Source organism: Olsenella absiana, assembly GCF_036408855.1.
Lineage (GTDB): Bacteria > Actinomycetota > Coriobacteriia > Coriobacteriales > Atopobiaceae > Olsenella_K > Olsenella_K absiana.
Genome location: NZ_JAZGJQ010000006.1, coordinates 72,850 through 86,470, shown reverse-complemented (window position 1 = coordinate 86,470; position 13,621 = coordinate 72,850). Strand labels below are relative to the sequence as shown.

8 protein-coding genes are annotated in these 13,621 nt (G+C 69.0%); 6 read left to right on the top strand and 2 right to left on the bottom strand.

The features are described 5' to 3' along the window. Window positions 1-3 precede the first annotated feature (3 nt). The 4 genes from VXJ25_RS06580 (at window position 4) to VXJ25_RS06565 (ending at window position 6,629) form a co-directional block, all read left to right on the top strand. Window positions 4-1,713, top strand: coding sequence for an ABC transporter permease (locus tag VXJ25_RS06580; RefSeq protein WP_330958411.1), 1,710 nt, complete (start codon window positions 4-6; stop codon window positions 1,711-1,713). 4 nt (window positions 1,714-1,717) lie between these two features. Further along, entirely contained in the window at window positions 1,718-2,806 is a 1,089-nt protein-coding gene (locus tag VXJ25_RS06575; RefSeq protein ID WP_330958410.1) for an ABC transporter ATP-binding protein, read from the top strand. Window positions 2,807-3,027: 221 nt separating this feature from the next. Beyond that, a complete protein-coding gene (gene ligA, locus VXJ25_RS06570) occupies window positions 3,028-5,334 on the top strand; it encodes an NAD-dependent DNA ligase LigA (RefSeq protein WP_330958409.1) in 2,307 nt (768 codons plus the stop codon). A gap of 161 nt (window positions 5,335-5,495) precedes the next feature. Then, window positions 5,496-6,629: a hypothetical protein gene (locus VXJ25_RS06565; protein WP_330958408.1), complete on the top strand. Its 1,134-nt coding sequence runs from the start codon at window positions 5,496-5,498 to the stop codon at window positions 6,627-6,629. Between the two features lie 55 nt (window positions 6,630-6,684). Here the strand turns inward: VXJ25_RS06565 and VXJ25_RS06560 are convergent, their stop codons facing one another. After that, window positions 6,685-7,614 (bottom strand): zinc dependent phospholipase C family protein, encoded by a 930-nt coding sequence (locus VXJ25_RS06560; RefSeq protein WP_330958407.1) that lies wholly within the window; start codon window positions 7,612-7,614, stop codon window positions 6,685-6,687. A gap of 226 nt (window positions 7,615-7,840) precedes the next feature. Between VXJ25_RS06560 and VXJ25_RS06555 the strand changes: the two genes are divergently transcribed. Next, window positions 7,841-8,398, top strand: coding sequence for an HdeD family acid-resistance protein (locus tag VXJ25_RS06555; RefSeq protein WP_330958406.1), 558 nt, complete (start codon window positions 7,841-7,843; stop codon window positions 8,396-8,398). A gap of 152 nt (window positions 8,399-8,550) precedes the next feature. Here VXJ25_RS06555 and VXJ25_RS06550 read toward each other — a convergent pair whose 3' ends face one another. Next, window positions 8,551-10,641, bottom strand: coding sequence for a glutamine synthetase III family protein (locus VXJ25_RS06550; RefSeq protein WP_330958405.1), 2,091 nt, complete (start codon window positions 10,639-10,641; stop codon window positions 8,551-8,553). A gap of 241 nt (window positions 10,642-10,882) precedes the next feature. On the opposite strand from VXJ25_RS06550, the gene VXJ25_RS06545 reads away from it, so the two are divergent. Next, the gene (locus VXJ25_RS06545; protein ID WP_330958404.1) at window positions 10,883-13,621 is read left to right on the top strand and encodes a DNA polymerase I; all 2,739 of its coding nucleotides are present in this window, start codon (window positions 10,883-10,885) and stop codon (window positions 13,619-13,621) included.

Below are 13,621 nucleotides of genomic sequence, written 5' to 3'. Positions count from 1 at the left end.
CCCATGGCATCACAGCAAAGCGCGAAGCTCGACAGGCAGAAGTTCATGGCCGACCCGATCATGGTCACGACCATCGTTCTCCTGATCGCCTTCCTCACCCTGTTCATCCTCTATCCCCTGGCGATCCTCCTGGTCGACAGCGTGATCACCGACCAGGGGATATCCCTGTCGGTCTTCCAGCGCGTGCTGGCCATGCCGTCGTTCCAGACGGCGATCACCAACACCCTGAAGGTGGGCCTGCTCGTGAGCGTGGTCTCGACCCTCGTGGGGCTGCTCTTCGCCTACGTCGAGGTGTACGTCCAGCTCAAGACCAGGTTCATGTCGGGGCTCTTCAAGGTGGTCTCGATGCTGCCCGTCGTCTCCCCGCCGTTCGTCCTGTCCCTCTCGATGATCCTGCTCTTCGGCAAGATGGGCATCATCACCCGCGGGCTGCTCGGCATCCCCGACAACAACGTGTACGGCTACTGGGGCATCTTCGTCGTCCAGACGCTCACGTTCTTCCCGGTGTGCTACATGATGATGAAGGGCCTGCTCAAGAACATCGATCCGTCGCTGGAGGAGGCCGCGCGCGACATGGGCGCCTCCAGGTGGAAGGTCTTCACGAGCGTCACCTGGCCGCTGATCCTGCCGGGCCTGGGCAACGCCTTCCTCGTGACCTTCATCGAGTCGATCGCCGACTTCGCTAACCCCATGATCATCGGCGGCTCCTACGACACGCTCGCCACCACGATCTACCTGCAGATCACCGGCGCCTACGACAAGCAGGGCGCGTCCGCGATGGCCGTCGTGCTGCTGTGCATCACGCTCGTGATGTTCATCGTCCAGAAGTACGTCCTCGAGGCCAAGAGCACCTCCACGCTCACCGGCAAGGCGAGCCGCGCCCGCATGCTCATCACGGACAGCTCCGTGAGGATTCCGCTGTCCGTCCTGTGCGGCGCCGTGGCCGTCTTCGTGTGCGCCATGTACGTCTGCGTCCCCCTCGGCGCCCTCTTCAAGACCTGGGGCCGCGACTACTCGCTGACCCTCAAGTGGTTCCAGCTGGTCTTCACCCGCTACCACGGCCTGCAGGCCTTCCGCGACTCCTTCCTGCTCTCGCTCATCGCCAGCCCCATCACCGCGCTGCTCTCCATGATCATCTCCTACCTGGTGGTCAAGAGGACCTTCCACGGCAAGGGCTTCATCGAGGCCGTCTCGATGCTCGCGATGGCCGTGCCCGGCACCGTCCTGGGCGTCGGCTACATCCGCGGCTTCGCCTCCGGCGTCTTCCACACGGGCTTCATGCAGGCCTTCTACGGCTCCGCGGCGATCCTCGTCGTGGTCTTCATCGTCCGCTCGCTGCCCACGGGCACGCGCTCGGGCATCTCGGCGCTCCGCCAGATCGACAAGTCCATCGAGGAGTCCGCCTACGACATGGGCGCCAACAGCTTCCAGGTGTTCATGACCGTGACGCTGCCCCTGATCAAGGACTCGTTTCTCTCCGGCCTCGTGACCACGTTCGTGCGCTCCATCACGGCCATCTCGGCGGTCATCCTGCTCGTGACGCCCCAGTTCTTCCTCATCACGGTGCAGATCAACGAGTTCGCCGGCAAGGGCGACTACGGCGTGGCATGCGCCTTCTCCACGATCCTGATCGCGATCACGTACGCGTCCGTCCTCCTCATGAACCTCTTCATCAAGCGCTTCGGCACGAGCGCCAAGACCTCGAAGGAGTAGCCACATGTCTGACCAGAAGAAGGGTGTCCGCCTGGAGCACCTGAGCAAGATCTACAAGGACCCCAAGACGGGCAAGGACTTCTACGCCGTCCACGATGCGAACATCGAGATCGAGCCGGGGGAGTTCGTGACCCTGCTCGGGCCGTCCGGCTGCGGCAAGACCACCATCCTGCGCATGATCGCCGGCTTCGAGAGCCCGGACGAGGGCGAGGTCTACATCGGTGGCGAGCCGGTCAACGAGCTCACGCCCAACAAGCGCGACACCGCCATGGTCTTCCAGAGCTATGCCCTGCTGCCGCACTACAACATCTACGACAACGTCGCCTACGGCCTGAAGCTCCGCAAGATGGACAAGGCGACGATGGACGAGAAGGTCAAGAGCATCCTCAAGCTCGTCGGCCTGGAGGGCATGGAGGACCGCATGACCAACCAGCTCTCCGGTGGCCAGCAGCAGCGCGTCGCCCTGGCGCGCGCGCTGGTCATCGAGCCGGGCGTCCTGCTGTTCGACGAGCCGCTCTCCAACCTCGACGCCAAGCTCCGCGTGGACATGCGCACCGAGATCCGTCGCATCCAGCAGGAGGCCGGCATCACCGCCATCTACGTCACGCATGACCAGTCCGAGGCCATGGCCATCTCCGACCGCATCATCGTGATGAAGAAGGGCCTCGTCGACCAGGTCGCGGACCCCAAGACGATCTACTACCACCCCGTGGACGAGTTCGTGGCGGACTTCATCGGCGAGGCGAACTTCCTGCACGGGACCCTCGCGGGCAAGTCCGGCGACGAGGGCGTCGCCCTGGTCGAGGGCCAGGAGATCGAGGTCGCCGGCGTCGGCGACCTCGAAGCCGGCAGCAAGGTGACCCTGGTGCTGCGCCCCGAGGCCGCCCACCTCGCGGACGAGGGCAAGCTCCCCTGCGAGGTCGTCCTGTCCCGCTTCATGGGCCACTACCAGAACTACCACGTGCGCTGCGGGGACCACGTCGTGAAGATCACGGAGTTCAACCCCAAGAACAAGCACGAGTACCAGGTGGGCGACCACGCCTTCGTGCGCTTCGAGAAGGACGACCTGCACGCGCTCGCCCAGGAGGGCTAGGCAGGGTCCGGCACGCCGGGCGGGCCACCCCGGGCGTGCCCGTGGGGCCCTGTGCCCCGGACGCCCATACGCCCGCCTCTCGCCACAAGGACGCGCCTCGGGGGCGCCGTCGCGAACGTACGCGACGGCGCCCCCCTTCCTTCGGGGCCCGCGCGTCCGGCGCCTCCCGTCCCGCTCGTGCGATAATGTGCGATGCGAAAACCGGGAGCGAAGGAGCGCGCATGGCGGACACTGAGGCAACGGCGGGATCGGCGGGCACGGAGGACCAGCTGTCACTCTTCGGAGGCCCCGCGGGAGCGACCGCGCACGGCGCGGAGGGGGCAAGGGAGTCTGCGGCCGTGCCGCCAGACGCGCCCGAGGCGCCGCACCTTCCCGCGCGCCCGGCGGACACCCACGCCACCGACCCCGCGGCGAGGGCCCGCGAGCTGCGCGCCCTTCTCGACTACCACGCCTACCGCTACTACGCCCTCGACGACCCGGAGATAACGGACGCGCAGTTCGACCGTTACCTCACGGAGCTCCAGGCGATCGAGGCGGCGCACCCCGAGCTTGTGGTGCCGGACTCCTACACCCAGCGCGTGGGCGGCTACGTGGGCTCGCAGTTCGCGCCGGTGCGCCACGCCCAGCGGATGTACTCCATCGACGACGCAATGAACCTCGAGGAGCTCGACGAGTGGCTGGAGCGCACCGACGAGGCGCTCGGGTCCACGCCGGAGCACCCCGTCGCCTACACCTGCGAGCTCAAGATCGACGGCCTCGGCATCGCGCTCACCTATCGCGACGGGCGGCTGCTGCGCGCCGCGACCCGCGGCGACGGCACGACGGGCGAGGACGTGACGGCCAACGCCCTCACGATCTCGGACATCCCGCGCACGCTCGCCCGCGCGGGCCTCGAGCGCGTCCGCGACGGTGGCTTCGGGCTGGACGTGGAGGTCCGCGGCGAGGTCTACATGCCCAAGCACTCCTTCGTTCGCCTGAACGAGCAGAACGACGCGGCGGGGAGGCCCCCCTTCGCAAACCCCAGGAACGCCGCCGCTGGCAGCCTGCGCCAGAAGGACGCCTCCGTCACGCGCGCGCGCGACCTGGAGACCTTCATCTACGCGGTCGCGGACGAGGAGCCGCTGGCGGTCGCCACGCAGAAGGCCTTCCTCGACTGGCTGCGCGACTGCGGCTTCTCCGTGAACCCCCACGCGCGCCGCGTGACCGACTCGGCCGCGGTGCACGCCTATTGCGCCGACGCACTCGCGCACCGCGAGGATCTGGACTACGACATCGACGGCGTGGTCGTGAAGGTCGACTCCTTCGCCTCGCAGGGGGCGCTCGGCTTCACGGCTCGCGCGCCGCGCTGGGCCATCGCCTTCAAGTTTCCGCCGGAGGAGCGCCGCACCGTCCTGCGCGAGATTCGCGTGCAGGTGGGGCGCACCGGCGTCCTCACGCCGGTCGCGGAGTTCGACCCGGTCACGGTCGCGGGCTCCACCATCGCGCGCGCGACGTTGCACAACATCGACGAGGTCCACCGCCGCGACGTCCGCGAGGGCGACACGGTCGTGGTCCACAAGGCCGGCGACGTGATCCCCGAGGTGGTCGGCCCCGTCACGGAGGGAGAGCTGGGCGCCGCGCACGAGGCGCGCCCAGTCTGGCAGATGCCCACGACCTGCCCGAGCTGCGGAAGCCCCGTCATCCGCGAGGAGGGTGAGGTCGCCTACCGCTGCGTCTCGATCGACTGCCCGGCCCAGGCCGTCGAGCGTCTCATCCACTGGGGGAGCCGCAACGCCCTCGACATCGACGGCCTCGGCGAGGAGATCGTGGGCAGGATGGTCGACCAGGGGCTCCTGCGCGACGTGGCGGACTACTACGACAGGCTCACGGCCGAGCAGCTCGCCCAGGTGGACACCGGCCGCATCTACGAGACGTCCGGTCGCGACCACGCCGAGGGAGACCACATCCGCGTGGGGGAGACCATCGCGTCCAAGATCATGGAGCAGATAGCGCGCTCGCGCTCCGCGGGCCTCTCGCGGGTCCTCTTCGGGCTGGGCATCCGCCACGTGGGCGCCAACGTGGCCAAGCTCCTGGCGGACAGCTACGGCTCGCTCGAGCGCCTGATGGAGGCGGACGAGGAGGGCATCTCGCAGATCGCGGGCATCGGACCCAAGATCGCTCACAGCGTCTGCCAGTTCCTCGCGGTGCCGGAGAACGTGCGCGTCCTGGAGCGCCTGCGCGAGGCGGGCGTCTCGCTCGAGGAGGAGGGCTTCGGCGCCGAGCCGGAGCGGCCCCAGTCGCTGGCCGGCCTCACCTTCGTGCTGACGGGGACCCTCGAGGGCTTCACCAGGACCGAGGCGGGCGCCAGGCTGAAGGAGCTCGGCGCGAAGGTGTCGGGGTCCGTCTCCAAGAGGACGAGCTTCGTCGTCGCCGGTGCGGCGGCCGGCTCGAAGCTCGCCAAGGCCGAGCAGCTCGGCGTGCCCGTACTGGACGAGGCGGCGCTCGTGCGCGTCCTCGAGACGGGCGAGGCGCCCCAGGCGGAGTCATAGGGGACCGCGCCGACCGTCTGCGCAAGGGCGTGCGCCCTTGCGCAGAGCGCATGTAATACGGCCCGTGTGACCTCGTGCTTTTGTCCTCTGTGATAACTTAAGGAAGTATGGAATTTTCCAACGGGGCCGGAGGAAGTGGCCTTGAGCTACGGGGAGGCGTCGTGCGGGTAGCAGAGACTATCATCCTGTTGCTGCTCGGCATGATCGGCGGGATCGTCTCCGTCACGTTCGACGTCGCCCTCGTGGGCTCCCCGGCGGTGCTCCTGCACTTCGCGCCCTGGGTGCTCGTGAACGTGATCCTCGCCGTCCACCTCGCGGACGCGCGCGAGGCCGTGTTCGGCGCCATCCCCCTGAACTTAGGCCTGGTGGAGACGGCCGTGCTGGCCACCTCCATGACCTACGAGGGGCTCTCCCGCAAGATCCTGCTTCCGATGGCGCTGCTCGCCCTCACCGCGCCGCTGGTCTCGATCGTGGCGTGGATGGCGCGTCGGGAGCGTCACACGCTCTTCGGCAAGCTCGCCTCCGCGATGCTCGCCGCCTTCGTGCTGCTCGGCTGCGCCCTCCTCTACGGCGCGCCGGCCACGGGCGACTACGTCTGCGCCGCGCTCGTGCTCCTCTTGCTGCTCGTCGTCCCGACGAGGATGCTCCGCCTGTGCGCGCACGTCCCGGGAGGGGAGGGCGCCGACGCGGCCGAGGGGCGAGAGGGGCCACGGGCGGAGGGCGACGCCGCTCGTCGTCCCGCCGAGCGGCACCGCCCGCGTCGCACGGCGCGGCTCCAGGAGGCCGAGGGGGAGCGGCGGCAGCCTAGTGACACTGGCGGCGCGGACGATCGGCATCTGAGGCGAGAGCGGCGGCCCGCACGGACCGTCGAGCGCCCCTCCGTCACCTCCAAGGACATGGGCAGGCCCGCGCGAAGGCCCTCGCAGCAGCCTGCAAGGCGCGGGACGTCCGAGGGCACGACTCAGGAGGGGTCGCGCCGTCGCGCCGCCGAGCGCCCCGAGCGGGGGCAGTCCCGTCAGCGCCCGACGGCAGGCAGGCAGAGGCCGGCGCGCGCGCAGGAGCGCCCGGCGGCAGGCCAGCAGAGGCCGGCGCGCGGTCAGCAGCGCCCCTCGCAGGCGCAGTCGCGCCCGTCCGGGCAGACGAGGCTGGGCCTGCGTCCGCAGCGCCAGGACCGCCAGGAGAGGCCTCGTCCGACCAAGCGGACGGGCGCCCAGGGGCCGTCGGGTCCGAAGGACCAGGCGGCGAGGCAGCCCGGGCGGCGGGAGGATTCGCGCAGGAACCGGCCGAGGGGCTAGGCGCACGCCCCGCGCGGGCAGACAGCCCGCAGCGCCAGGTCCTTCTCGCCCAGGGCTAGTGCGTGCCCCTCACGCCGTCGTAGTTGATGCCGCAGACGATCTCCTCCACGTTGAGGCCGCCGCCGCGCACGTAGGACTCGACGAAGCCCGCGTAGTCCGCCAGGGCCTTGTGGTAGAGGTCGGCGAAGCTGTCGCAGGAGACCTCGCCGGTCGACGGGTCCGTCCACGGGTGTCGCTCGAGGTTGGCGGAGGCGCACTCGTCGCTCCTGAGCACCTGGTGCGCCATCGCGCGCAGGTGGGAGTGCGGCCGGAGGAGCCTCTCGATGGCGGCGTAGCCATCGCAGCGCATGGAGCCTGCCGGCTCGATGCGGCGGTAGACGAAGGCGTAGTCGCGTACGGAGCGGCCGAACTCGTCGGCTCCGACGCGCAGGTCGTACACCTGCCACGCTACCTGCGAGAAGAGCGCGCCGGCCACGCGGGCGATGCGTGAGGTCAGGGCCAGCTCCATGTCGGGCGGGCAGTCCAGCACGGTCGCGTGGCGCTCCTGCCAGAGCATCCAGGTGTCGATGTCGCTCTCGATCACGGCGTGCACGTCCACGCCGGCGCCCTCGAGGCCCACCCCCGCCTCGCAGATGGCGTCCTGCTCGGCGAAGACGAGGGGGTGCGCGGTGCGGTCGAGCAGGTAGTGGCCGGCCATGCCGAGGACGAAGGCGCGACCGACGCCCTTGTCCTCCTCCCAGAGGTGGGTGACGGCCTGGCGCAGGCAGACGAAGGCGCCGGCGACGTGCTCCTCGTGCATCTCGTGCGCGAGGCGGTGTGCCACGGCGGCCTTGTCCGGCCGGGTGGAGAAGCGCGCGAAGAAGGGGTCCGGCCCCTGGTTGCCCATGAGGAAGGCCAAGAGCTCCTCCTGGCCTTGGACGAGCCCCTCGGGCAGGGAGGTGACGGCGGCCTCGCCGAAGAGGTGGTGGGTTATGAGTGCGGGCATCGGTGTTCTCGATTCCGGGGCAATGTGTTGTTTTTGTCCATAATTGCGTTTACGCCGGACTAGGGTACCGCAAAACGTAGGGGAAGAGAAAGGCCGCCCGCCGGACTTGTCGGGATCGATGGGGTATATTCCCCTCGGTGCCCGGGCCCTGGGGTCGTCCGGTTCCGGTGCGTGCATACGAAGGCCCCGCGCGGTGGCTCTCGCCGCCAAGGGATAGGAGGCAGCTATGGGCAAGCTCTTCAAGAGGGCGCGCGCGACCATCATCCTCACGGGTGTCGCCCTCATCGTCCTCGGGGTGATCATCTTCCTGTACCCCATCGCCGCGACGAGCTCCCTCGTCGAGGTCGTCGGTTGGACGCTCGTGGTCGCGGGCGTGATCACGCTGGTCACGTCCTTCGTGCGGCGCAACCCCGAGACCGAGGTCGTGGCCGACCTCACGGTCGCCCTGGCAGAAATCGTCCCCGGCATCATCATGGTCATGGCGCCGACGGTCTTCGTCCTCTTCATCTGGTCGCTGATCGGCCTCTACATCATCCTCACGGGCATTAACGACGTCTTCGAGGCGCTCGACCTCAGGGGGGTGGCCGACCACCACTGGGGCGCCCGCCTCGCGATGGGGGTGCTGACCATCCTCCTGGGCGCCTTCGTGGTGGCCACGCCGGTCTTCTCCACGGCCGTGGGCATGCTCCTGTGCGCCTGCGCGCTCGTCGTCGACGGCGTCTCGGAGGTGGCGAGCGGAATCAGGCTCAAGGACCCGGACGTCGGCCAGCCTGACGACCTGTAGAGCCTGGCGAGGGGCCGGCGGGAGGGCCTTCCTCGGGCCGTCCAGCCGCCTGCCGCTCGCCTCGGGCGCGTCGTGCGACAAGGGAGGGGGCGCCCCGGCTGACCCGGGACGCCCCCTCCTCTCGTCTTGCCCTCGCTCGCTCGGAGCCGGCCCTACACCCAGAACAGCAGCTGGTTGTAGCTCGGGACGGGCCAGTAGTCGGTGGCGCAGATCTCTTCCATGCCGTCGACGGCGGCCCTGAGCCTGTCCATCGCGGGGAGGACGAAGTCGCGGTAGGCGTTGTCGCTCTCCTGCGGGTCCTCCTTGGAGCGCGCGTCCGCGTTCTTGGCGTCGAGGTCCTTCGTGGCGGCCACGATCTCGTCGATGCCGGCGGTCAGCTGCGAGATGAGCTCGCGCTCGGCCGGGCAGTCGATGCCGAGCTCGGCCTTGGTGGCAGCCGCCGTGGCGAGGTCGCCCGCGTAGGAGGAAATGGCGGGCACGTAGAGCTTGCGCGCCATGTCGACCATCGTGTTGGCCTCGATGTTGAGGAGCTTGGCGTAGGTCTCGCACTTGGTGACGTAGCGGGCGCGCACCTCGGACTCGTTGAGCACGCCGTACTTGCCGAAGAAGGCGATGTTCTCGGGCGTGACCAGGCAGGGGAGGACGTCGGGGGTCGTCTTGTAGTTGGGCAGGCCCCTGCGCTCGGCCTCCTCCTCCCACTCCTCGGAGTAGCCGTTGCCGTCGAAGAGGACGCGCTGGTGGTCGCGGAGGGTGTGGCGCACGAATCGCAGGGCCCTGGAGACGAACTCCTCCTCGGGGACGCCCTCGAGCTTGGTCGCGAAGCGGTCGCACTCCTCGGCCATGGCGGTGTTGAGGACCACGTTGGGGTCGGAGAGGTTCTGCTGGCTGCCGCACATGCGGAACTCGAACTTGTTGCCGGTGAAGGCGAACGGGCTCGTGCGGTTGCGGTCGGTGTTGTCGCGGAAGATGTTGGGCAGGGCGGGGACGCCGGTGTCCATGACCTCGCGCTCGGCGCTCTCGGTGTGCTCCTTCTTGATCAGGCCCTCGACGACCGGGGTGAGGGCGTCGCCCAGGAACACGGAGATGATCGCCGGGGGCGCCTCGTTCGCGCCGAGGCGGTGATCGTTGCCGGCCGAGGCGACCGAGCTCCTCAGGAGGTCGGCGTGGTTGTCGACGGCCGCGACGAGGCAGGAGAGGAAGACGAGGAACTGGAGGTTGTCCTCGGGGTTGCTGCCGGGCTCGAGGAGGTTCTCGCCGTCAGCGGAGAGCGACCAGTTGTTGTGCTTGCCGGAGCCGTTGACGTAGTCGAAGGGCTTCTCGTGCTCGAGGCAGGCGAGGCCGTGGTGGGTCGCCAGTAGCTTGAGCTTCTCCATCGTGAGGAGGTTGTCGTCGATGGCGAGCGAGCTGGCCTCGAAGATCGGCGCGAGCTCGTGCTGGGCGGGGGCGACCTCGTTGTGCTTGGTGCGGGCGGGGACGCCGAGCTTCCAGAGCTCGTCGTCGACCTCCTTCATGAAGGCGTTGACCGTCGGGCGGATGGCGCCGAAGTAGTGCTCCTCGAGCTCCTGGCCCTTGACCGGCGCGCAGCCGAAGAGGGTGCGGCCGCACATCACGAGGTCGGGACGGGCGGCGTAGTCGTCCTCCTTGATGAGGAAGTACTCCTGCTCGGGGCCGACGGTCGTGACGACGCGCTTGGGTGACTTGCCGAAGAGCGACAGGACGCGCTTGGCCTGCTGCTCGAGGGCGACCTCGGAGCGCAGCAGCGGGGTCTTCTTGTCGAGCGCCTCGCCGGTGTAGGAGATGAACGCGGTCGGGATGCAGAGGACCTCGTCCTTGATGAAGGCCGGGCTCGTGGGGTCCCAGATCGTGTAGCCGCGGGCCTCGAAGGTGGCGCGCAGGCCGCCGGAGGGGAAGCTCGAGGCGTCGGGCTCGCCCTGGACGAGCTCCTTGCCGGAGAAGGCCATGAGCACCGTGCCGTCGCCCTTGGGGGTGATGAAGCTGTCGTGCTTCTCGGAGGTGATGCCCGTCAGCGGCTGGAACCAGTGCGTGAAGTGGGTCGCGCCGTGCTCGAGCGCCCAGTCCTTCATCGCGTGGGCGACCTCGTTGGCGATCTTGAGGTCGAGGGGCTTGCCCTCGTCGATGGTGCTCCGCAGCTCCTTGTAGGTCGGCTTCGGCAGCCGCTCCTGCATGTCCGCGTCCGTGAAGACGAGGCTGCTGTACTCCTGTGTGACCCTGTCAGTTGCCATTGACCCGCCTTTCTCGAATAGGTCGAGCGAATAGGTCGAGCTCGCCGCGCGCTCGGTCGGCGCGCTGCATGAAACCACCTTAAGTGTCGCTTGTTACGCGAAAATTAAGGCGGAATTGACATGCAGTTGCACTTGCTTGCATAGATTGTATCGTGTCCCGGCGCCTCGCGCGCGCCTCCTCGGCGGATGCCGTCGCAAGCGCTTGGCTACAATGGGTGGACACGTACGAGAAAGGAAGCCCATGCCCCAGCCCAGCCCGGCGACGGCGGAGGAGCCGCGCCGCACCATCGCCGTCATCGACGGCAACTCCCTGATGCACCGCGCCTTCCACGCGATCCGCCAGCCCATGAGCGCCCCGGACGGGCGCTCCACCAACGCCCTCTTCGGGTTCTTCAACATGTTCATCAAGCTCGTCGAGTCCTTCCGGCCCGATGGCGTCATCTGCGCCTTCGACAAGGGCAAGCCGCAGGTGCGCATGGACATGCTCCCGCAGTACAAGGCCCAGCGCCCGCCCATGGACCCCTCGCTCCACGAGCAGTTCCCCATGGTGAAGGACCTGCTGCGCGCCCTCGACGTGCCCGTCGTGGAGTGCGAGGGCTGGGAGGGCGACGACATCCTCGGCACGCTCGCCCGCCGCGGCGAGGAGGCCGGCTACGAGATGTACCTCTTCACCGGCGACCGCGACATGTACCAGCTCGCGACCGACCACGTGAGGATCGTCTCCACCAAGAAGGGCGTCTCGGACGTGGCCATCATGGACCCCGAGAGCGTCGACGACCTCTACCACGGGATCACGCCCGCGCTCGTGCCGGACTTCTACGGCCTCAAGGGCGACACCTCCGACAACATCCCGGGCGTCCCCGGCATCGGCCCTAAGAAGGCGGCCGCCCTCATCGTCAAGTACGGCAGCCTGGACGAGGTCATCGCCCACGCCGACGAGGTGAAGGGCAAGATGGGCGAGAACCTGCGCGCCCACGTGGACGACGCCCTGCTCAGCCGCAAGGTCGCGACCATCCGCAGGGACGCGCCGATCGACGTCGACCTCGCGAGCGCCAAGTTCCCGACCTTCGACCCCGCAGAGGTGACGCGAGCCTTCTCCGAGCTGGGCTTCACCGGCATGACGGCAAGGCTCGTGCGCCTCTCGGACAAGGGGGCGGGGCCGGCCGCGCCCGCGCCCGCACCTGCGGAATTCGACGTCCCGCCCGTGCTCGAGGGCGAGGAGGCGCTCGAGGCGCTGGGGGCTGCCGTCAAGGGGGGCGGCTGGGTCTCCGCGACGAGGGTCGCCCCCGGGAGCAGGAAGGGCCAGCAGTCGCTCTTCGACGAGGCGCCCGCGGCGGAGCTGTGGCTCTTCGACGGGAACAGCCTGCTGCACCTGGTCGACGCGGCTGGCGGCGACGCGGCCGACCCCGGGGCAGGCGTCGTGGCCGGCGCGGTCGCGCGCCTGGTCGGGGAGGGCAGGCTCGCCTCCGGCGACGTCAAGGCCGTCCTGCACCTCGCCTACCCCGCGGACTCCTCAAAACCCGCCCTCTTCGGCGAGAAGGACGTGGACCCCGCGCGCATCTTTGACGTCGGCGTCGCCGACTACCTGCTCGAGTCCGACCGCACGGACTTCTCGCCCGCGGCGGTGCTCGCCACGCGCCTGCCCGAGACCCACCTGCCAGAGCCCACAGACGAGCTGCCCGCCGAGGCGCTCGACGCCGTCGCCGCCCGCCTGCTCGTCCCGGTGCTCGATGACCTTCTCGAGAAGGACGGCTCCGCCAAGCTCTTCCGCGAGATGGAGATGCCGCTGCTCCCCGTCCTCATGGAGATGGAGCGCACCGGCCTCTACGTCGACCCGGAGCGGCTGCGCCAGCAGTCCGCCGAGCTCGGCGCCGAGGTGGACGCGATGGTCGCCCACATCCACGAGGAGGCGGGGGAGGACTTCAACGTCGACTCGCCCCAGCAGCTCTCCCACGTGCTCTTCGACGTGTGGGGGCTCCCGACGGCGGGCCTCAAGAAGACCCGCAAGGGCTTCTACTCCACCAACGCCAAGACCCTGGGCGACCTTGCCGCCACGGACCCGCGCGTGCAGGAGGTCCTCGACTACCGCGAGCGCGCCAAGATCAAGAGCACCTACCTGGACGCCCTGCCCGCCCTGATCGCGGGCGACCACCGCATCCACACCACGCTCAACCAGACGGTCGCGGCGACGGGGCGCCTCTCGAGCTCCGACCCCAACCTGCAGAACATCCCCACCCGGTCCCAGCTGGGCCACCGCGTGCGCACGGCGTTCACGGTGCCCGAGGGCTCGGTCTTCCTCGCCTGCGACTACTCGCAGATTGAGCTGAGGCTGCTCGCGCACCTCTCGGGTGACGAGCACCTGATCGAGGCCTTCTGCGAGGGCGAGGACTTCCACCGCTCCACGGCGGCGCGCGTCTTCAAGGTGCCCTTCGACGAGGTGACGCCGCAGATGCGCAGCCGCGCCAAGGCGGTGAACTTCGGCATCGTGTACGGCCAGCAGGCCTATGGGCTCGCAAGCTCGCTCAAGATCCCGCGCGCGGAGGCGCAGGAGATGATCGACCGCTACTTCGAGGCGTACCCCGGCGTGCGCGCCTTCCTCGACGCCCAGATCGCCTTCGCGCACGAGCACAGGTACGTGCAGACGATGTACGGGCGCAAGCGCCACTGCAAGGACATCGCGTCGCGCAACTACCAGCTGCGCTCCTTCGCGGAGCGCACGGCCATGAACCACCCGATGCAGGGCACCGCGGCCGACATCATCAAGATCGCCATGACCCGCGTGCCGGGCATGCTGCGCGAGAGGGGCCTCAGGAGCAAGCTCGTGCTGCAGATCCACGACGAGCTGGACTTCGAGGTGCCCGCCTCCGAGGTCGAGGTCTGCTCCGCGCTCGTGAAGGAGGCCATGGAGGGCGTGGTAGAGCTCAGGGTGCCCCTCATCGCGGAGGTCTCGTTCGGCGACAACTGGGCGGAGGCGAAGTAG